Raw genomic sequence first — 21,384 nt, 5'->3', positions numbered from 1 at the left:
TTTAACCTCTCTTATCGCTTTGGCAACAGCTTAACATATTCATCCGAAAGACTCATTAACTTTAATATATAGTTATAATCCTTCTCGTACTTGGAGAAGTCCGCTACCGGCTGCAGCGTTTCAAGCGATACTGCCACCCCATCCTTAAAGGTTTTGCCGGGAACGAACAGGATGTCGTTATTGAAGAAAGAACCTGTCGGCAAATAATAACGCATGCCGATTACATTACGATCAATATTCAGCAGATCATGGCCGAATGCCGTAAAGCGCTCTTGTTGAAGGGAAACACCGAGCAGGTTGGCCACTGTTGGCATAATATCCACCTGTCCGCCTGTCTGGTCCACAACCTGCCCCTGCTGCATGCCTGGTACATGAATAATAAGGGGGATATTGTAGCGGCTGATACGGAAATCGTATTTAATGCCAAGCGCAGCTTCAATCTTCGCAGGGTCAACTGCCTGCGGCTGCAGGCCGAAATGGTCACCGTACATCACCAGCACCGTATTGTCCCATAATCCATTTTTCTTCAAGCCGTCAATGAACGTACCCAGTGAATAGTCCGTATAATTGATCGCTGTCAAGTAATCACCCAGCATCGTATTTTTCAAATGATCGGGGACAGTGATTTTTTGGAAGGCCTCCGGCACTTTGAATGGATGATGCCCGGAAGTGGTAACAAACTGTGCGTAGAAAGGCTTTCCTTTCTCCTTAAGCTTTGCAAGCTCTTTTACCCCGGTGATGTATAGCTGCTCATCAGATGCGCCAAATGCATTAAATTGGTCGTCCGTAAAGCTCCCCTTATCAAAATAGCTGTCAAAACCGATGGCCGGATAGAGCTCCTTTCGGTTCCAGAAGGACACATCATTTACATGGAAGGTATAGGCGCCGTATCCCTTTTCCCTCAGCAACCGCGGCAGGCTCGGCAGCACCCTGTCTCCAAATCCGGTCGACATCGCTTGCGATCCTATGGGATAGATTGACGTATTGCTCATAAACTCTGCATCCGATGTATTCCCCGGGCCAATCTGCTGAAAGACACGAGGAAAGTAAAGGCCGCCCTTTGCCAGCTTGTTCAGCACCGGCGTCAGCACTTGACCGTTCAACGACTGAAAGAGAGGAAAGTTCTGAAAGGCTTCCATCTGGATGACAATTACGTTTTTGCCTTTTTGCGAGCCAAAATAGGCCGGAACTGCTGCCGCAGTTTTATCACTGTAGCTATATGATGACTCCAGAGCGGCGACTTTTGCAACCGTGTCCTTGATATCACCCGTTTCGATGAGTCCATTGTCTTCTTTAACTTTAACCGCAGCGACGACCTCATAATTCAGAAATCCGGCGCTTTCAGCCTGGACAAGCTCATTTGTTATCCCGCGCGTTGCGTGAATGGAGTAAGTGGATAAGGACAATCCTCCAATAATAGCCACCATGATTACCATAAAATGAACCCGGCGTGCAGCCGGTGAAATATAAGAGCTGCGGTAAAAATCCCTTCCCCGGGTCCATTTACGGAAGAAAGAGAGCCCCAGGAAAATCACGATATCCGCAAAAAACAAATAGTCGACAAGCTCTACAGTAGATTCTACACTCTCTTTGATCTGGAATACCTGATTTAATTCATAAAGCGCCAGGTAGGTTGGAACCGACCCGAAGTGATTGAAGTAAACACTGGACGCAAATAGCAATAGGGATAGAAGCATATTAAATGTCCAGAATACTCCGGTCTTCATTCTGGCTGGTGTAATGAGATACAAAACTCCCATTAGCAACAGCACCGGGGCAGCATCCGCCGCCACCCACTCCCAGGCAATCCGGTCAAAGAACAACATTCTAAGCAGCAGCAGCTTCAACAGCAGTAAACCCGAGACCATATAGAATTGGGCTCTGCCCAGCCCATACATTCTGTTCTTCATACATTCTCCTCTTACTTCTCAATTTGTAAATTTCATTCTTCATTTTTGTAAATATCAGATTTTTCTAGTATAGCAATACTTAATTTGTTTATCAAAAGATTAAATTTGGGTGTTCTGGGGGACGCTCCGCGAACGGAACGTTGCTGCAATCGCTGTGGTCTTCAGATGGTTTTGAAATTATCCCTAACGGGAACCATCCGAAGACCAAGGCGAACGCTGACGCTTTTCCGCAATCGTTCCGTTCTCTCCGCTGCTGTCAGCGTTACCTCACTACTAAAAATAACGAAAAGAAGAGGCTGTCCTATAAGGTGAATTTCTCTACGAATGCGCAAACTTCTCTTCGTTTCGATGACTCTCAAAATTAGAAAAATGGCAAACCTCCGAGTTATTGGAGGCTTGCCATTTGCGTTTTTGATCCATAGCGTCCTGCAGACGAGTAAATTCGCTAAATGTAAGCGTATATGATAACTTTGGTGAGCATTTTGGTGTGGTAGCCGTCCCGACCGCCACCGGGATAAGCGGCGGCAAAAATGGAGTCGTCCAGCCGATTGACGACTGTGTTAACGATTGGTCGCACTTTCATTTTACCAAAGAGAGGTTCTTTTTGCTGTTTTCAGATAGTTTCTAGAATGGTTCCCGCTGAAAGCAGCGGAGAGGACGGAACGATTGCGGAAAAGCGGCAGCGGTCGCCTTGCTCTCCAGATTTTTACCGTTAAGGAAAATAAATAAAATTCTTACGAGCACAGCGATTGGAGCAACGGTCCGTTCGCGGAGCGTCCATCTATGGACCCACTTAAATCCTACTCCACAAAGGTTAACCCAATGAGGTGCGGGTGAGCAGTCTTTTTATGGAACGGTTTGCTTCCCGCAGCACAATCTCTTTATCGACAGTCTTGAGTATTCCTCTCTCCATCAGGATCTCGCCGTCAATAATGGTGGTCTCCACATCGGCTCTGGTCGCTGAATAGACAATACGGGAGATCGGGTCCACATCATGGGAAGGAAATGTATGAAAGTTGTATAAATTCAGAATGGCCAGATCGGCCTTTTTGCCCACTTCAATGCTGCCGATTTGATCCTCCATCCCCACGGCTCTTGCCCCGCCTATGGTCGCCATGCGGAATACGCTTCTGGCATCCATCGTGGTCGGCCCGTGCAGCGGCTTTTGAATGAGTGCAGCCAGTCTCATCTCGTTGAACATATCCAGATTATTGTTGCAGGGCGCTCCATCCGCGCCAAGGCTGAGCGAAATATGCCCGTTCAGCATTCCGGGGGTGTCAGCAATCCCTGAAGCCAGCTTCAGATTAGAACCCGGACAATGACTGACGTGAACTCCCCTGTCATGCAGAATTCGGTGCTCTTCCTCATCCAGCCAAATACAGTGGGCTAGAATGAGACGCTCATTCGCAAGTCCCAGATGATCCAGATAGACAATATTGCGCATACCGGTCATGGCCTGCACAATTTCAATCTCTCCCAAATTCTCGGAAGCATGGGTGTGAACCTTGACCCCATAGTGTGCCGACAAATCGCGCACCTCGGTCAACAGCGGTTCCGTACAGGAGATTACAAATCGCGGCGAAAATGCATACTGTATACGGCCGCCCCCGTAACCGTTCCATTTCTCCAGTAAATCTACACTTGCTTGAAGGGAAGATGCGGTGTCCTCCTGAAGGGCTTCAGGAACATCCCCACCCCTTTGATCCATCATCACCTTACCCGATAATGCTCTTATTCCGCTCTTGGCGATGGCTTGAAAAGCGAAATCCGTATGATGCACAGTCTCCATATCGACAATCGTCGTTGTTCCGCTTGTAATCAACTCCCCGATCCCGAGCATGGCCGAGTAGTACAGCGATTCTTCATCATGCGCCGCTTCCAGCGGCCAGATCCGCTTGCGCAGCCAGTCCATCAGCTCCAGATCATCACCCTTGCCCCGAAATAGCGTCTGGCATAAATGAATATGCGTTTGTACAAAGCCCGGAATGACCGTGCGGTTGGAGGCATTTATAATCTTCTCGTCACCTTGGGGAGTCAGACCGCTGCCGATTTCAACAATCAAGCTGTCCTTGATTCTAATATCACCCTGTATAATTTCCTCCTGCTTGTTCATTGTTACAATTTCCGCATTTTTGATCAGGATATTTCCCATAGCCTTTCTCCCCCTTTGTGGATCGATCCGCTTACAGCAGCAGGTTCATTAAACTAACACAAAAAGGCCACAAAAATATGCCGGAGCATATTTTCGTAGCCAGAAATTTACGGTTCCCGGTAGAGACCCTTAATCCAATTATTAAGGATATACGAAATTGAGCTATTCAGTTGCCCATCGAATAGCTCAATTTTAAAGCAAGGACAACTTATTTGTCAACAAAGGTGATATAAATTAACATGTAAACATAATAATTTATCTTAATCTTAGATTATATAGTATTCGAGTTATATAATATAACACAAAATAATAGTTGAGGATTCAATAACCGGATCATTCCGCGGCAGCCAGCACCTTCTCAAATACGGGAAAGCTTGCCGTTTTCCCCGGAAAGTTCACTTCGCCCCTGCGATCATAGCCCAGGCTGTTGTACAGCCTCAATGCGGATGCATTTTTCGTGTAACTATCCAAACGGATACTGGCATACCCGCTGTGCGCGGCATATTCTTCGGCAAAAGCAATCAGCCTGCGTGCCAATCCCTTGCCCTGAACCTCCGGATGAACGGCCAGCCGGTGCATAATCAAATTAGGGCCTTTATTTTGCTTCCAGTGGATGGTTCCATACTCCTCAGCCTGATTCTCATCCAATACAATAATTCCGGTAACTGCTCCATCCTCTTCACATACATACAGTGTGCCCCGCTCCAGATCCTGTGCGATTACTTCCCGATTCGGATAGCTCTCGTCCCACTGGTCGCTTCCGCTATCCTGCATCACCTTGACGCACCGGGCAATCAGCTCCATAATTTGTCCGATTTCATCTTGGCGTCCTGCTCTGATTACGCTTGTCACCCTGTGCACCTGCTCTCGTCTCAAGTATATTGAACCCCTATGATTATGTAAGAAGTCTACCATACTTGTTTAATAACGCCCTCAATTATTACGTCAAACAAAAAAAGAGAGTACCCTGCATCCTTAAAAGGGCAGGGTACTCTCTCGATAAATATACCATTAATTAAGCTGGCCTCCGCCGGTCTCAACCGAGCTGCAATTTATGCCCGTCCTCGAAGCCCTTGGCGAAACCGGCGTCGAATCCCACGTTGTATGCTTCGGTGTAACCCTGCTGAAAGGCGTCTCCCGGCGGCGTTTCCGGCGAGACGCCGAGATCCGGGGGGAGCGCAATTACCTCTGCTGCCGGAGGGGGTAGGACAACAGGCGCTACACTAACCAGCGGCTGAACAACCTGTGCTTTGGGGACAATACGACGGCGGCGGATCCTTCTTTTCCTGCGCAGCAGAAGGCTTTTCTTGCTCTTTCCATAACGGACAACTTTACGGACAAGGCCTCTGCGGACTTTACGGACAAGGCCTTTACGGACAAGGCCTCTGCGGACCCTGGCTTTCCGCAAGCGTAAAAGTGTCCTTCTGCGTGAGGCTACCCCTAAGCGCAGTACTCTACTGCTCTTGTTTCTCTTCATCGCTCTACTCCTCCTGTACTCCGTGACTCTTCCGGCTTCCTCCGGCGCATGAATGGCTCAGCCATGGCGCAGCAGGAAGCCCCGTTTTGGGCCGGTGCAGCGAAATACCGGACATCATCCTGCACATGGCGCTCTGGTATTGGCTTAATATTCTGACATTGTCGCTTAGCTTGCGGGCGGTTAGTTCGGAATGATCGGTTAATTCGGCGATACTCTCCAGAATGGCCGCCAGTGCAGCCTGACTACGGGCGATAGACCGGATCATCTCCAGCTTGACGGCACGTTCCGAGAGCATCAGGCCGCTCATTTGCTCTCTTCCCCAAACCCAAAGCCGTCACCCATACCGCCAAAACCTTCCCCGCCGCCCTCTTCCTCCCCGCTGCCAAGCACGGCCTTCAAATTACTGTACAGTCCATTTTCAAGCTTAGTCAGCCCCTCCACAAGTTCCACGATTTGTTCATGGATGGTAAGGGATTCCTTCAATTGCTCCTCGTGATTGTCGAACGCTTTTGCGTGGATATGATGCTGCGTCCACAGCTTCACCTTCTCCGCTTCCACCGCTTTGGCTTCCAGAATCATTGCGATGTTCCACTGGATGGTGGCGGACGACTCCAGCATTTGCAGATAAGCCTTTTCTCTGCTCATTATCCGCCTCCCGCTCTTAATGCTACTCTTCTTCCTGGCCGTTTAATTCCTTGATTACTCTGCCTACCCCTTCGGCCATGGCCTCTTCCAGATCGGCAAGCGCGTTCAAGTAAGCAATAATATTCTTGTTAACCTGACCCGAGCTTTCGATCAAACCGCTGGTATCCCCGAAATCAGGCTGCTCATCCGGCAGATCGTGAACGATTTGCGACATCCGGACAGCCACGTGGCGTTCAGCATCCAGAATTCTTGCCATCTGCTCGTGCGTATGGGCCATGTGCTGCAGCACTTTAGTAATTTTATTCTGCACCTTCATGTCTCCTTTGCTCAAACGCCCTGCTACAGCATATGCGGCAGAAGCCTTGACGGTGCCGGGTATACTCATCAAGCTGTCGGGAGCATATAATGGAGATCAGGATATGGGATGTGCTTTGTACCAAGGACTTTTTTGAAACGATAGGAGGAAAAATTATGAGATTGGAAGGCCAGCGCGTTTATTTAGTGCCTTTATCAGCAGCGGAGCTGTTATTAGCCGTTGAGAATTACGGAGAGCTTCAGTGCAGGTTAGGTCTGAAGGACACCGCCGCGGCGCTAGATGAGGAGATGCAATATGCAATGACCGTAAGGCGCAGAAAGGTACTGCAGGATCAGGAGAACTTCCTGTGGCTAACCAACTGGGCGATTGTTCATTCAGAAGAACGATGTATTATTGGGTTTGTCATCTTGAAGGGCCCCAAGGAAAAAGGCGAGGTTATCGCAGGGTACGTTATAGATGAAGACTATAGAAGGCAAGGGTATGCAACGGAGGCCCTGCAGGTGATCACTGAGTGGATATTAAGTGATCCCCGAGTACTATATGTAGTCGCAGATACCGAGAAGGATAATGTAGCCTCACATAAAGTTTTGGAGCATTTAGGCGCACAGAGGTTTCAGGAAACGGACGATCTTGTCTGGTGGAGAATCGCAAAGTCCGGGATATCCTCTTAAGTAAGAAGAAACGGCCTTACCGTCCTTAAAAGGACGGCACCCGTTTCTCGTAAAAATATAAGAAAAAAGTATGGAGTAAAACTTATACTTCCTTATATTTCCAAATAACCCCACAAAGTGGGGCTTGGTTGTGAAGCTTGTTAAGGCAGCGTATCCTTCAGCTTCTCGCCGGCCTCGCGCAGAGACTGGAACGTACCTGCGTCGCTCCACCAATCCTTCAACACATCATAGCTGAGCCTGCGGTCCGCAGCGTATATATTATTCACATCGGTAATTTCCAGCTCCCCCCTCTTCGAAGGGGATACCCGCCGGATAATGTCGAACACGGAATCATCATACATATAAATGCCTGTTACACAGTAACCGCTCTTGGGATGCTGCGGCTTCTCTTCTATATAAGCAATCCAGGCTGAATCCATGCTATCGAAGACTGGCACTCCGTATCTGCGGGCGTCCTCTACCGGCTTCAACAGTACCTTCGCCGTCCCCCCAGGCTGCCGAAGGTAACTCTCGGCATAAGGTGTGAGATCATCCAGAAAAAGATTGTCTCCCAGCAGCACGACAAATCGTTCACCGGGGGATATGAATCCCTCCGCCAGCTCCAGCGCCTCCGCAATCCCTCCGGCAGCTTCCTGGATTTTGTAGGTCAGGGATACGCCAAAAGCAGCGCCGCTTCCTAAAAAATCCGTGTACAGCCCGGCTGACTGTTTGCTGATGACGAGAAGCACATCCGTTATACCGCCCCGGCGCAGCCGGTCAATGCCGTAGCACACCATAGGATAATTGCCGACCGGAAGCAAATGTTTGTTCATAAGCCGGGTCAGCGGATGTAGCCTTGATCCTGTTCCGCCCGCCAGTATGACTCCTTTCACTTACTTTCCTCCTCAACATGTAGTGGAGTGTAGGGCTCCCAGCACCTTCTTTCACAACAAAGCTGACTTCAGATCCGCAGCCCTATATAAAGACTGCGGGATCTGTATGCCATTTATCTATAAAAAGCTTGCGATTGCGCTCAACAAGTCCCTGCCACCCTTCGTTAAAAACCTGCTTAAAGCTTGCGCTTCCTTCATGATGAACCAGGGTGTCGCCGGCAATAAGCAACCGGTAGCCATGCAAGCGGGCACGAAAGCAATAATCATCATCTTCATAATGTCCGGGTGAGAACCTCTCGTCCAGCAAACCTACCTTATCCAGCACTTCTCTTTTGAACAAAAAGCACAGACCCACCAGCCGCCTGGTCTCTGTCCATTTGGAAGGATCGGGAATGTTGGCCTTTTCTGCTGCAAGATAGAAGTCTGCCGTTCCCTCATAAAAGGTCTCCACCTGCTGCCTGCCGCTGGCGTAATTGGTCACGGGTCCGACGATGCCGACATCAGGGGCACTGTACAGGGCTCTCTTCATATTGGATAACCACCCCCGGGAGACGAGAACATCATTGTTCAGAAGCAGCAGTTCATCACCGTAAGCCAAATTTATTCCGGCATTGCAGGCAACCGGAAATCCGGCATTCGCAGGCATGGATATGAACGTTATCTTTTTAGAGCGGCAATAGGCTGTTGTCCGATCCTCCGAGCCATTGTCTACAACGATGATTTCGTATGGCGTATCCGTATGGGCTGTGATCGATTCCACACAGGTCTGGAGCAGATCGAGACCGTTATAGGTTGGAATAATGATGCTGGTCATTGTCATAGACCATTCCTCCATGACGCCGTTTGCCGGCGATGCTCCGCAGCGTTGCTGCTATCCGAAAGACTGCTCCCGCCCCGTTCCAGCACCTCATGAAGCGCCTCGGCATGATCGCCCGATATCAGTCTGGCCATAGCGTTGCCTTCGCCCGTATTGGCCTTTCGCGGCCGATTTTGCTTAATCACATCCACGGTGCTTACTTTTTCCACCCGCAGCTTTTCCATAATGGCAACAGCCTGTGCTTTCGGAGGAATCATCAGATGCTGACAGCCGATCACCTCCACCGCACGCCGGGACAATGCATGGGGTACAGCCGTCATGGAGCCGGTGCCAAGATCGGTTCGTTCCAGAATCAAATTCAGAAACAGCTTGCAGCGTGTCACATCATCCCATAGGGAAAACGCGGGCAAGAGTGGATCAATATCGTTAAGTGCCACATCAATACCCCGCTCAATCGCAGCAGGAAAAGAGGCCAATAAAGGAGCCGGAATAACCATATCTCCATCGAGGAACACCAGGATATCACCCCGGCTGAGCTTGGCCCCGATAGCCCGGCCTACATCATGCCCGGCCGATTCCGGACAATGCACGACGATCGCCTCTTTGCACAGCCTGGCACGTCGAAAGCTGCGGTCCTTGCATCCATTCAGCACAACGATAATCTCCGCTGGCCGGAGAAGCGAAGCCTGCTCCATGACTTGGAATAACGTGTCTTCTTCGTTGCGTGCCGAAATAATAACCGATAGCGTGCCGCGAAAGCCGGAAAACAAACGGGAGGATCGTCCTGTTTTGGACTTTCGGGACTTCGGATGACGGGAAGTACTAGACGAGACTCCCGGCTTGCCGGTTCTGGCTAAAGAGCTGTCCGCCGGAACCGCCCTCCTGCCCGCCGCTGAGCCCCGTGTCTTCGCGAACCCCGATGACTGGTTAGAGCGCTTTGTGGATGATGGGATCCGCGCCGCACGGGGGTTGCTGCCCAGACTCACCTTGATGTTTGGTTTTAGACTGGATCTGATCATATAAGCATCACCTCACCATTTCCCGGCGCCTGATGCCGTCACTGAACCCGGCCCTGCTTCCCCGACGTCTGAGCAATAAAGCTACAGCTTCCAAATGATCTGTGATCACAAGCTGCTGAAGGGGATCTTTCCCGCCCTTTTTACGGCGGGCAGCATTCATTTTTCCTACAGGCACAATATGCACAGGCTCTACCCGGAGACCCTCCATAACAGCATGGACATGAGCAACCGGAGGCCGGGACAGCAGGCCGCTACCCAGCACTTGAAATGCCTTGCGGCTCAGAGCGTGCGGAACCGCAGTCATGGAACTGCCCTTCAGGTCGGGACGATGCAGCAGTACGTTCAGCACATGCTTGGAGAGCACGACCGGGTGGGGATGAGAACGGTGTACCGGTCCGGAATAATCATTTAAGGCTACATCCACGCCACCGCTTACGGCCATGACAAAGGGGCGCAGCTGGGAAGCAGAAAGTACCAAATCACCATCGGTAAACAACAGAATTTCACCTTTTGCAGCATCCGCCCCAACGCTTCGTCCGACATCATGTCCGAGCGGTTCGTCATACGCAATTACGTGCGCCCCGCACGACCGGGCAATTTCCGCTGTACCATCTGCAGAGCCATTAGCGACCACAATTACCTCGCAGCGCGGGTGGACTCTTCTGGCTCCGGCAATAGCCCTGGCAATCGTCCGTGCTTCATTCATGGCCGGAATGATGACCGAAACCAAGGGTTCAGGATGGTTAACCGGGGGCGGTGCAGCTGTTTGCCGCGCAGGACGAGAGGGGCGTCGCAATGTACGGGAAAGCTTCCGCCCCATGCGGCGGGTAAGAGATCTTCGGGTTTTCAAGCTCATCCACCTTCCTTACAGGGCGTTTTCCCAGGCTGAGGGTACAACACAGTTTATGTAATTGGCCACGCAGGGTAACGGCCAATGTCTCCTTCTCCAAGAAAACGGGACAAATGGCCGTATCCACACACAAGAGCGCAGCCTGCGGCTGCGCTTATGTTTAAGTTCTTTTTATGATGGGGCGTTTAATCAAAAACTCTGTCATCGGCAGCAGTTTTATAAAGAGGCGTACCTATGGCGATCCATGAAATTACACCGTAGAACTGTGGTGTCTCACGCAGCCGTACTACCTGTATGACGGCGTCTCCGCTTCCCCTGCTCTTCAATGAAGCATGGAAAAAGGGCTGATTGGTCATGGCAACAAGTACATAGCCGGTATGGCCAAAGCTTTCGTCAAAAGACACAGTTACATCCACGCTAATACTGTCTCCATTGAACATGAACGCCGTCATTCCGAACTGCTGCAGCGCCTCCCGGTTCCCGGCGCTCTGCACCGGACAAAAGGCCAGATGCTCACTCTTCACCGCACCGCGTGACAGATGCTCACCGCCAATGGCTGCCGGTGCGATATGGAAGCTTTGCACACTTTCTTCCTCAAGATGGTGGGACTGAACGGCGAAGGAGGCAATTTTGGACGAATCGATAACTTCATCCTGAAGCTCTGTACTCCCTACTGCTCCAGGCGTGAGCTGAGCCATCCCGACGCTTCCATGCGACAGCTTATTGCCGGTAATGCTGCCGTCCGGCAATAGCTCGGAGATGCGAGTCTCCTGAGCAAAGTGATCCAGTGTAATAATGCCATGCCGTAAATGACGGCCATCTACGATATCCTCGGCCAGATGTTCGCCGAATACACTCTCCGGCTGCAGATGTTGCGAATCTACTGAACCTTCTGCAAGCTTCGCACCCGTAATACTCCCATCCGGCAGCAGCTCAGAAGTCTTCGTCTCTTCCGCAAGATGCTCCAGTTTAATACTGCCTGAACTAATATGACGGCTCTCCACGGCCTCTTCGGTCAGGTGGCCTCCATACACACTTCCCGGCGAAAGATGGAAGGCCTCGACTGCCCCCTCCGCCAGCTTATCGCCGGTAACACTGCCCTCCGGCAGCAGCTCAGGTGTGTGCACTTCTAACGACAGATGCTCAAGCTTGATGCCTCCAGCCCGGATGTGACGGCTGTCTATCGCTTCCGACGCAAGGTGGCCTCCATACACGCTGCCAGGCGCCAGATGGAAAGAGCCGACTGATCCTTCCGCAAGCTTATCTCCGGTAATACTGCCGTCCGGCAGCAGCTTAGAGGTCCGCACCTCTCCCGACAAATGCTCAAGCTTGATGCCTCCGGCCCGAATATGGCGGCTGTCTACGGCCTCAGCAGTCAAATGACCTCCATACACACTTCCCGGTGCAAGCTGGTGGGAGCCGACTGATCCTTCCGCAAGCTTACCGCCGGTAATACTGCCATCCAGCAGCAGCTCGGAAGTTCTGGTCTCCTCCGCAAGATGCTCCAGCTTTATACTGCCTGAACTTATATGGCGGCTGTCAATCGACTCTGTTGTCAGATGATCTCCATACACGCTGCCCGGCGCCAGATGGAACGAGCCGACTGCCCCTTCCGCCAGCTTATCGCCGGTAATACTGCCATCCGGCAGCAGCTCAGGGGTCCGAACTTCCATCGAAAGATGATCAAGCTTAATACCTCCGGCCCGGATATGGCGGCTGTCTACGGCCTCAGCAGTCAAGTGACCGCCATACACACTCCCCGGCGCCAGATGGAACGAGTCGACTGCTCCTTCCGCCAGCTTACCGCCCGTAATACTGCCATCCGGCAGCAGCTCGGAAGTTCTCGTCTCCTCGGCAAGATGCTCCAGCTTAATACTGCCTGAACTTATATGGCGGCTTTCTATCGACTCTGTTGTCAGATGATCTCCATACACGCTGTCCGGCGCCAGATGGAAGGCACTGACTGCTCCTTCCACCAGCTTATCGCCAGTGATGCTGCCATCCGGCAGCAGCTCGGAAGTTCTCGTCTCCTCCGCAAGATGCTCCAGCTTAATACTGCCTGAACTTATATGACGGCTTTCTATAGACTCTGTTGTCAGATGATCTCCATACACGCTGCCCGGCGCCAGATGGAAGGCACTGACTGCTCCTTCCACCAGCTTATCTCCGGTGATGCTGCCATCCGGCAGCAGCTCGGAGGTTCTCGTTTCTTCCGCAAGATGCTCCAGCTTAATACTGCCTGAACTTATATGGCGGCTATCTATAGACTCTGTTGTCAGATGATCTCCATACACGCTGCCCGGTGCCAGATGGAAGGAACCAACCGCCCCTTCCGCCAGCTTATCACCGGTGATGCTGCCATCCAGCAGCAGCTCGGAAGTTCTCGTCTCCTCCGCAAGATGCTCCAGCTTAATACTGCCTGAACTTATATGGCGGCTATCTATAGACTCTGTTATCAGATGATCTCCATACACGCTGTCCGGCGCCAGATGGAAAGAGCCTACCGCCCCTTCCGCCAGCTTGTCGCCGGTAATACTGCCATCCGGCAGCAGCTCAGGGCTCCGCACTTCCATCGACAGATGATCAAGTTTAATGTCTCCGGCTCGAATGTGGCGGCTTTCTACGGCCTCAGCAGTCAAGTGACCGCCATACACACTTCCCGGTGCAAGCTGGTATGAGCCGATTGCCCCTTCAGCCAGCTTATCGCCGGTAATACTGCCATCCGGCAGCAGCTCTGGACTCCGCACCTCTTCCGCAAGATGCTCCAGCTTAATATCTCCGGCTCGAATGTGACGGCTAACTACCGACTCCGGCGCGAGATGTCCTCCATTCACGCTGCCAGGTGCCAGGTGGATAGAGCCAACTGCCCCTTCCGCCAGCTTATCGCCGGTAATACTTCCATCTGGCAGCAGCTCAGGAGTCCGCACTTCCATCGACAGATGATCAAGTTTAATGCCTCCGGCTCGAATGTGACGACTCTCTACGGAATCCTGCGCGAGATGTCCTCCATACACGCTGCCAGGTGTCAGGTGGATAGAGCCAACTGATCCTTTCGCAAGCTTACTGCCAGTAATACTGCCATCCGGCAGCAGCTCGGAAGTTCTCGTCTCCTCCGCAAGATGCTCCAGCTTAATACTGCCTGAACTTATATGGCGGCTATCTACAGTCTCCGATCGCAGATGATCTCCGTACACACTGCCCCGTGAAAGATGGGATGAGCCAACCGCTCCTTCCGCCAGCTTATCACCGGTAATACTGCCATCCGGCAGCAGCTCGGAAGTGCGTACTTCCATTGACAGATGATCAAGCTTAATGCCTCCGGCTCGAATGTGACGGCTCTCTATGGAATCCGGCGCCAGATGTCCTCCATACACGCTGCCAGGGGCAAGATGGAGAGAGCCTACTGCTCCTTTCGCGAGCTTATCCCCGGTAATACTGCCACCCGGCAGCAGCTCTGAGCTCCGCACCTCTTTTGCGAGATGATCCAGCTTAATACTGCCTGCGTTTATATGATGGCTGTCTACCGACTCTGTTGTCAGATGATCTCCATACACGCTCTCAGGGGCAAGATGGAAGGAACTTACCGCAGCTTCCGCCAGCTTATCACCGGTAATACTGCTATCCGGCAGCAGCTCCGGGCTACGCACTTCTTCCGCTAGATGCTCCAGCTTAATACTGCTTGCGTTTATATGGCGGCTGTCTACCGTCCCAGATGCCAGATGATTTCCCTGGACGCTGTCCGGTGCAAGATGAATGGAGCTTACCGTTGCTTTTGCAAGCTTATCGCCGGTAATACTCCCATCCGGCAGCAGCTCAGGGGTCCGCACCTCAAGCGACAGATGGTCAAGCTTGATGCCACCTGCCCGAATATGACGGCTCTCTACGGCCTTCGACGCAAGGTGACCACCATACACGCTGCCCGGCGCAAGCTGTAGGGAGCCTACGGCTCCTTCTGCAAGATGCTCCAGCGTAATGCTGCCTGAGTTAATATGACGGCTGTCTACCGACTCCGATGCCAGGTGATCTCCATACACGCTCCCTGGTGCAAGATGGAGTGAGCCGACTGATCCTACCGCCAGCTTATTGCCTGTAATACTGCCATCCGGCAGCAACTCGGAGGTCTTTGTCTCTTCCGCAAGATGCTCCAGCTTAATACTGCCTGAACTTATATGGCGGCTGTTTACAGCCTCCGGTACCAAGTGATCTCCATACACACTGTCCGGCGCCAGATGGAGTGAGCCGACTGATCCTACCGCAAGTTTATCTCCGGTGATGCCGCCATCCGGCAGCAGCTCGGGAGTTCTTACCTCAAGCGCCAGATGCTCCAGTCTAATCCCTCCGGAACGGATGTGGCGGCTGTCTACAGCCTCCGCCGTCAAGTGACCTCCAAATACGCTGCCCGGAGCCAGATGGAAAGAGCCGACTGCTCCTTCCGCCAGCTTATCGCCGGTAATACTCCCATCCGGAAGCAGCTCGGAAGTTTTTGTCTCTTCCGCAAGATGCTCCATCGTAATACTGCCTGAACTTATATGGCGGCTGTCTACTGCCTCAGGTGCCAGGTGATCTCCATTCACACTGCCCGGTGCCAACTGGAATGAGTCAACTGTTCCTTCTGCCAGCTTATCGCCGGTAATACTGCCGTCCGGCAGCAAGTCAGGGCTCCTCACCTCCTCAGCCAAATGCTGCAGGGTGATTTCCCCGTAGCCAATATGACGGCCTTCAATCGCTTTACTGGCCAGATGCTCCCCTTCCACACTTTCCGGCAACAGGTGTGACGAATCCACGGACAACTTCGCCAGCTTGTCGGCGTTAATACTTCCCTTCTGCAGCTGAATGGACGATACTGCATTCGGAAGAATGTGGCCGTTGCCTATAGTTAGCGGCCTGATTTGCGCCCCGCCGATACTGCCGGGTGACAAATGCCTGCCCTGTACCGCATTGTCACGGATTGCATCCGAACCTATAGCGCCTGAAGATAGATGCTCCTCCAGAACCGCTGACTCCGCAAGCTTAGCAGAATTGATACTGCCGTCGGCGAGCTTGCCTGTGGTCACCGCCAAGTCACTGATTTTGTCCGTGGATACACTTTCCGGTGAAAGCTTTAGTGAAGTTACGGCATGATCAGCCAGATGATGCGGCTGCACGGATCCTGCTGCAATATGAGTCTCCTTCACCGCACCGGAAGCCAGCTTATCTGCCAATACCGAACCGGATTGAAGGGCACTGGCAGTTACGCTGTTCTCTGCCAAATGTCGGCGTTCTACCGCTCCCGGCATCAAATGCTCAGCATTCACGACTGCTCCCTGGAGAACACGGCCGCTGACACTTGAATCATTTAAATGTTTCTCTCCGATTGCACAAAAAGCGATATGTTCTCCGCTTACGGCTTCCCGTGAAATCGCATTCCCCGTCACTGCACCGGCTGCAAGCTTTGTGAAGGTAACACCACCGTCGGCCAGCTTTCCTGCAGTAACGCTAAGCGGGTGAAGATGCCCTTCGGTCACGGCTTCAGCTGCCAGCTGTCCGCCACCCACTGCTCCATCTGAAATATGCCGGGATTGCACAGCACCATCCTGAAGCTGAGTGGACCCTACAGCAGCTGCTCCTAAGTGAGTGTTGTCTATCGATTCACGCTGCAGATGAGCCCCGGACACCGTCTGAGGTGCGATTTGCGGTCCGCGTACGGCAGACTTGGCGATATGCCGGGTTTGCACAGCTTCGTCAGCAAGCTTATGCGTCAGTACACTTTGGTCGGCAATTTTCGAGGAGGTGACCGCTTGCTCTACGAGTTGAACAGTACCGACAGCCCCCTCAGCCAGCTTCACAAAGGAAATACTCCGGTCGGCCAGATGATGCCCATGGATCTCCCCTTCCGCAATGTGAAGTCCGCTTACACTTTCCGGGCTCAGATGCTGGCTTCGCACGGACTCTGACCCGAGCTGGCGTGATCCTACGGCACCATCGGCCAAATGCCCGCTTTCGATGCTTCCTGTTTGCAGCTGCTCTTTGCCAATGAGCCGGTTCCCCAGCTGCTCCCGGCCAATAGCCCCCGGTGCCAGATGCTTCGCCGTCACAGAACCCTCAGTCAAGTGACGGCTATCGATGATACCGTCCTTCAGCTTGGCACCGGTAATCTCACCATCGGCGATTTTATCGGCGGATACCGCTTCATCAGCCAATTTGGAGCGGTCAATGATGCCGTTCGCCAAATGCCGTCTGACTATGCCGCCGCTGAGTATTTTGTCACCGGATACCGCCCCGTCTTCCAGCAGCTCACCTGTAATCACGAACTCACTCAAATGCCGGCTCTCAATCGACCGGTCCGCAATTTTATTGCCGCCGATAATCCGGTCAGCCAGCTTCTCCGGACCAATGCTGTCATCCCTAAGCTTCTCTCCGCTGATGGAATGATCCAGCAACTTGCCCCCGGATATACTGCCTTCCGCCAAATGCTCTCCCGAAACGGATTCCGGGGCTAATTTGGAGGAGGTCACTGCCTTGTCCGCAATATTAATACTTTGTACAGCGTAATCCTGCAGCCAAGGTGTACCAATAATACCGAACTTCAGCTTGGTACCGTCAATCGTGCGGGGAGCGATCTTGGCTCCGGTCACTGCTGCATCGGACAGGTCATCTGTGTAAATCGGTTTCAGACGCTCCTTCTCTGGAACAGGAATGGGTGCGGCGAATACGGGTGCGGGAATATGTTCCTGCTCCTGCTCCTGCTCCTTTTCCTGCTCCTGCTCCTGCTCAAGGTCAAGCACCTGCTTCGGAAGCGGGATCGTCTCTACGGGCTCCGGCAGCAGGGCAGGCGCAGCATGCAGCGATACCTCGCTTGCTTCCGCTGTCCCTTCCCCGTGTACCTGCAAGGCCTGGTCAAGCGTTACCACTTGTTCATCGTTGTCCGTCACTGTACCCCTGAACGCTTTTGGACTGCTCTCCAGCATACTCAGTTCTTTTGTATTGGGATTATCAACATAATAAAGTCGATTTTTCGCACTGCGCGGCTGCTTTTTTTTGGAACCCCTCACAAGCAGTCTCCTCCTTCCAACTATTGTTTCTCCTAGGCATCATATGCAGTGAAGTGGGCTGATGACACCCTCAAAATAAACCCCAGCATTTTACCTTCCCGAAAAAAGGGCATCTGCCGCACCTCATTCGTCCATCCTGTCGGGCACGTACACACATACACTGACTGTAGTAGTAGGGAACCGCCGGAACGACAGAGGATGACAGGAGGGACCAACATGGGGCGCAAGCGCGTCGGAATACTGCTTAATTCCGCTATGCACCGGGGCATTCCCCGGCGAAAAACGGGACAGGAATCCCTTTTGAATTATGAGGAAGCCGCCTCCGTATATGACATGACCCCTTGCTACCTGAAGTTGGAAGATATAGATACACATTCAGGATTCTGCTATGCCTATATAAAAGAGTCCCAAGGATACCGGAGAACGGTTATTCCGATACCGGATGTCATTCACAACCGGGCTATTTACAGCCGGGAGAATGCCGGAATGGAGCAGCTAATCCGCAAGGGACCATTGGTGTTCAATACGTGTAACCGTTACGGAAAAGATGTAATTCATGAGCTGCTTGGACTAAATCCTGAGCTGCGCCGTTTCCTGCCGGCAACTGAAAAGGGAATGAGCGGATTGAAGTACATGATGACCCGGTTCCCGGATCTCATTCTGAAGCCCTGCCGCGGAAGTGTAGGAAATGGAGTCATGCGCTTGACCCGTAGGGAAAACGGGGGCTGGAGCTGGAGCTACAGATCGCAATTGGCAAGGCGCTGGGTAAGTGTCCCCATAGATCAGGATGCCCTGCCAAGGCAGCTGCTGCATCGTCTTGCTGTCGTCCCCTATCTGGTACAGGAGCGTATTCCGCTTGCAGAGATTACAGGCCGCCCTTTCGATCTGCGCGTCACGGTACAGCGCGGGTGGGGAGGAGAGTGGCAGATAACCGGTCTCTTCGCCAAGCTTGCTCCACCGGGAGGCTTTGTCTCCAATATCGCCCGGGGCGGCGAAGCAGTCCCCTCTTCGTTGGCTCTGGAGCGCGTCTTTTCCGGAGAGAAAGCTTCGAATATCCGGATGTCCGCCGGGAGTTTGGGACTCGCAATCGCTCGGTGTCTTGAGCAGAGTCTCCCCGGTTTGGCCGATATCGGACTGGATATCGGCATCACGGGAGAAGGGCATCCTTATTTCATTGAATGCAACGGCCGCGATCAGCGTTATGGATTTCACAAGGCAGGGCTTGCAGAGACGTGGAAGGAGAGCTACAACCGGCCCATGAGCTATGCCCGTTATTTGCTGGAAAGGGTTGAACGGGGATAACTTTTATTGATTTGTCTTCTATTCTATGTCAATATAATGCAGAGCGGAGACAGTCTATCCATAAGGACCGTACTGCTGCATTATGGAAGGGAGATGGGCATGGTTAAACAATTTTTGCGGCTGATGACCGAGCTGTCCTCACGCAGATGGCTTTCCAGGCTGATGGGTTATTTGTCCCACAGCAGACTCAGCCGCTTTTTTATCCCGGCATTTATTCGTATTTATCATATTCCCGCTGCTGAAGCGGAGAAGAACCCTGAAGAATACCGTTCCCTTAATGAATTTTTCAGCCGCCGGCTGAAGTCCGGAATGCGGCCTGTTGCAGCAGAGCCGGATGCTCTGGTCAGCCCTGTGGATGCAATGATAACCGCGATGGGAGACATTACGGCAGGAACGATTATGAATGTAAAAGGACAGGATTATCAGCTGGAGGATCTGCTTAATCACTCTCCGCATCTGGAGCTTTACAAGAAAGGCTTCTTTTTTGTGCTTTATTTGAGCCCCACCGATTATCACCGAATCCATTCGCCTCTTAAGGGGCGCAAGGCTGAGAGTGATTATGTCCGGGGCCGTGCATATCCTGTCAACGAATTCGGCATGAGACACATGAAGAGCGTGCTGAGCCGCAATGAACGGCTCATTACTTATATTGCGGGGGACTACGGAGAAGCCGCAGTCGTGAAGGTGGGCGCCATGAACGTCAGCAGTATCCGCTACTCGGATGACAACGCAGAAGCCTGGCAGAAGGGTGCTGATCTTGCCTATTTCGAGTTCGGATCAACTGTAGTGCTGCTTACGGAGACCGGAACCTTTACCCCGCGTCCGGGTCTGGCGGCGGATACCAAGGTGAAGATGGGCGAGTGGCTGGGAACTCTGCATCCTCCCCAGTAGATTGAAAACCAGAAAGAGGCTGTCCCAAAAGGTCGTTAAAAACGGCTTTATGGGGCAGCCTCTTCTTTTTGTGGACAGTTTGAGTATTCACCCCTTTGAAAAATGTACAGGCTAATTTCTGGTATTTGTCCGATTCCAAAGGTGCCGGATAAGCATACGTTACAGTACAAACCCATTTTTCATGGGTATCCGCGCGACCTCAATCCGCATGAAACCATCTTCAGGAGGTTGGAGCAAGGCAATTTTGTATCGGGTCATGTGTACTATTCACCTGATTATGCCGACATGCTGAAGCGCAATAATATCAAGCATGTATTCCTGACTCGCGATTTGCGGGATATCGTTGTATCGTATACCTACTTTATTTCCGGCCCTTATCTTTACCACCCCCTCCGGGAGCATATGCTTCAGCTCGGAAGCCGTAAAGAGCAATTTCTGGCGCTCATACAGGGGGTTCGTACCGAAACCGTTCAATATCCGGACATCGGATCATGGTATCAGCAATTTCACGGCTGGTCGAATCATGAGGATGTGTGCAGACTGACTTTTGAGCAGCTGATGACTTCAAAAGCGACCCGCCGGAAAGCGCTGGAACGATTGCTGCGTTTTCTCTCGGGAAATATACTGGCCCGGCAATCGCTTCGAGCGGTGTTGAATGCGATGGAGAGCCGTATCGATCCATCGAATTCCCTGACATTTCGCAAAGGCGTCAGCGGCGAATGGAAGCATGAGTTTGACGACGAAGTGAAGCAAATCGTTAAACAAACTGCGGGAAAATGGCTAATCGCAGACGGATACGAAAAAAACAATGATTGGTGAAGTGAAGCAGACAAAGGAGAGGAGAGGAGACCCTTGCAGAAAGGAGTGACCCTGTGGTTCACAGGACTGTCAGGAGCCGGCAAAACTACAGTATGCCTTGAAGTCGGCCGTCTGTTGAAGCTTCGCGGTTTGAAGGTTGAGTTGCTGGATGGCGACAAGATGAGAGAGCAGCTGAATGCAGGGCTCGGCTTTTCCAAAGACGACCGCCGGAAGAATGTGGCGACGGCTGCTTATGTCGCTCGTCTTTTAACTCGTAACGGCGTCATTGTGCTCGCTTCATTTGTTTCACCCTACAAGTCAATGCGGGAATCGGCTCGAGCATCGATCGGATCATTCGCGGAAGTATATGTCCGCTGTCCGCTGGAAGAATGCGCAAGGCGGGATGTGAAGGGGCTTTATAAGAAAGCGTTCAGCGGAGAAATTCAACATTTTACCGGAGTATCCGATCCGTTCGAGGATCCGGAATTTCCAGAACTCGTGTTATACACCGATCAGGAGACGATCAATCAAAGCGCCGCCCGCGTCATGGAATACCTGAAAACGAATGGATTTATTGGATAGCATCTACGTAAACCAGCCGTCTGCAAATTAAGCGGGCGGCTGGTTTTTGTT

At 52.1% G+C, this 21,384-nt stretch carries 18 protein-coding genes and 1 riboswitch; of the genes, 5 read left to right on the top strand and 13 right to left on the bottom strand.

Annotated features, from left to right (window positions below):
* Window positions 1-11: 11 nt before the first annotated feature.
* The 8 genes from PaeBR_RS07240 to PaeBR_RS07205 all read right to left on the bottom strand — a co-directional run bounded on the left by PaeBR_RS07240 (window position 12) and on the right by PaeBR_RS07205 (window position 6,494).
* On the bottom strand, window positions 12-1,910 hold the full coding sequence (locus tag PaeBR_RS07240; protein ID WP_410514177.1) for an LTA synthase family protein: 1,899 nt from the start codon (window positions 1,908-1,910) through the stop codon (window positions 12-14).
* 445 nt (window positions 1,911-2,355) lie between these two features.
* On the bottom strand, window positions 2,356-2,493 hold the full coding sequence (locus PaeBR_RS07235) for a hypothetical protein (protein ID WP_410514176.1): 138 nt from the start codon (window positions 2,491-2,493) through the stop codon (window positions 2,356-2,358).
* Between the two features lie 231 nt (window positions 2,494-2,724).
* The gene (locus PaeBR_RS07230; RefSeq protein ID WP_410514175.1) at window positions 2,725-4,062 is read right to left on the bottom strand and encodes a 5'-deoxyadenosine deaminase; all 1,338 of its coding nucleotides are present in this window, start codon (window positions 4,060-4,062) and stop codon (window positions 2,725-2,727) included.
* A gap of 76 nt (window positions 4,063-4,138) precedes the next feature.
* Window positions 4,139-4,237, bottom strand: a riboswitch (purine riboswitch).
* A gap of 158 nt (window positions 4,238-4,395) precedes the next feature.
* Window positions 4,396-4,914, bottom strand: coding sequence for a GNAT family N-acetyltransferase (locus PaeBR_RS07225; protein WP_410514174.1), 519 nt, complete (start codon window positions 4,912-4,914; stop codon window positions 4,396-4,398).
* A gap of 184 nt (window positions 4,915-5,098) precedes the next feature.
* Window positions 5,099-5,539: a hypothetical protein gene (locus PaeBR_RS07220; protein WP_410514173.1), complete on the bottom strand. Its 441-nt coding sequence runs from the start codon at window positions 5,537-5,539 to the stop codon at window positions 5,099-5,101.
* Between the two features lie 4 nt (window positions 5,540-5,543).
* The gene (locus PaeBR_RS07215; protein WP_410514172.1) at window positions 5,544-5,846 is read right to left on the bottom strand and encodes a hypothetical protein; all 303 of its coding nucleotides are present in this window, start codon (window positions 5,844-5,846) and stop codon (window positions 5,544-5,546) included.
* Window positions 5,843-6,184 carry a restriction endonuclease subunit S gene (locus PaeBR_RS07210; protein ID WP_410514171.1) on the bottom strand — a complete coding sequence of 114 codons (342 nt, stop codon included), beginning with the start codon at window positions 6,182-6,184 and terminating at the stop codon, window positions 5,843-5,845. The genes PaeBR_RS07215 and PaeBR_RS07210 overlap by 4 nt, the downstream gene beginning before the upstream one ends.
* Window positions 6,185-6,206: 22 nt before the next feature.
* A complete protein-coding gene (locus PaeBR_RS07205; RefSeq protein ID WP_410515112.1) occupies window positions 6,207-6,494 on the bottom strand; it encodes a nucleoside-diphosphate sugar epimerase in 288 nt (95 codons plus the stop codon).
* 161 nt (window positions 6,495-6,655) lie between these two features.
* On the opposite strand from PaeBR_RS07205, the gene PaeBR_RS07200 reads away from it, so the two are divergent.
* On the top strand, window positions 6,656-7,171 hold the full coding sequence (locus PaeBR_RS07200; protein ID WP_410514170.1) for a GNAT family N-acetyltransferase: 516 nt from the start codon (window positions 6,656-6,658) through the stop codon (window positions 7,169-7,171).
* Between the two features lie 140 nt (window positions 7,172-7,311).
* Here the strand turns inward: PaeBR_RS07200 and PaeBR_RS07195 are convergent, their stop codons facing one another.
* The 5 genes from PaeBR_RS07195 to PaeBR_RS07175 all read right to left on the bottom strand — a co-directional run bounded on the left by PaeBR_RS07195 (window position 7,312) and on the right by PaeBR_RS07175 (window position 17,760).
* Window positions 7,312-8,043 (bottom strand): sugar phosphate nucleotidyltransferase, encoded by a 732-nt coding sequence (locus PaeBR_RS07195; protein ID WP_410514169.1) that lies wholly within the window; start codon window positions 8,041-8,043, stop codon window positions 7,312-7,314.
* Window positions 8,044-8,125: 82 nt separating this feature from the next.
* A complete protein-coding gene (locus tag PaeBR_RS07190) occupies window positions 8,126-8,863 on the bottom strand; it encodes a glycosyltransferase family 2 protein (protein WP_410514168.1) in 738 nt (245 codons plus the stop codon).
* Window positions 8,860-9,879, bottom strand: coding sequence for a glycosyltransferase family 2 protein (locus tag PaeBR_RS07185; protein WP_410514167.1), 1,020 nt, complete (start codon window positions 9,877-9,879; stop codon window positions 8,860-8,862). The genes PaeBR_RS07190 and PaeBR_RS07185 overlap by 4 nt, the downstream gene beginning before the upstream one ends.
* 7 nt (window positions 9,880-9,886) lie before the next feature.
* The gene (locus PaeBR_RS07180; RefSeq protein WP_410514166.1) at window positions 9,887-10,735 is read right to left on the bottom strand and encodes a glycosyltransferase family 2 protein; all 849 of its coding nucleotides are present in this window, start codon (window positions 10,733-10,735) and stop codon (window positions 9,887-9,889) included.
* 179 nt (window positions 10,736-10,914) lie between these two features.
* Window positions 10,915-17,760, bottom strand: a complete 6,846-nt coding sequence (locus PaeBR_RS07175; protein WP_410514165.1) for a WIAG-tail domain — start codon at window positions 17,758-17,760, stop codon at window positions 10,915-10,917.
* A gap of 216 nt (window positions 17,761-17,976) precedes the next feature.
* On the opposite strand from PaeBR_RS07175, the gene PaeBR_RS07170 reads away from it, so the two are divergent.
* The 4 genes from PaeBR_RS07170 (at window position 17,977) to cysC (ending at window position 21,333) form a co-directional block, all read left to right on the top strand.
* Window positions 17,977-19,062 (top strand): YheC/YheD family protein, encoded by a 1,086-nt coding sequence (locus PaeBR_RS07170; RefSeq protein ID WP_410514164.1) that lies wholly within the window; start codon window positions 17,977-17,979, stop codon window positions 19,060-19,062.
* Window positions 19,063-19,161: 99 nt separating this feature from the next.
* Window positions 19,162-19,953 (top strand): archaetidylserine decarboxylase, encoded by a 792-nt coding sequence (gene asd, locus PaeBR_RS07165; protein ID WP_410514163.1) that lies wholly within the window; start codon window positions 19,162-19,164, stop codon window positions 19,951-19,953.
* Window positions 19,954-20,181: 228 nt separating this feature from the next.
* Window positions 20,182-20,772, top strand: a complete 591-nt coding sequence (locus PaeBR_RS07160; RefSeq protein WP_410514162.1) for a sulfotransferase domain-containing protein — start codon at window positions 20,182-20,184, stop codon at window positions 20,770-20,772.
* 33 nt (window positions 20,773-20,805) lie between these two features.
* Window positions 20,806-21,333 carry an adenylyl-sulfate kinase gene (gene cysC, locus PaeBR_RS07155; RefSeq protein WP_410514161.1) on the top strand — a complete coding sequence of 176 codons (528 nt, stop codon included), beginning with the start codon at window positions 20,806-20,808 and terminating at the stop codon, window positions 21,331-21,333.
* Window positions 21,334-21,384 lie beyond the last annotated feature (51 nt).

The organism is Paenibacillus sp. BR2-3, assembly GCF_046529485.1.
GTDB lineage: Bacteria > Bacillota > Bacilli > Paenibacillales > Paenibacillaceae > Paenibacillus_AQ.
This window is presented reverse-complemented; position numbering and strand designations above follow the sequence as displayed.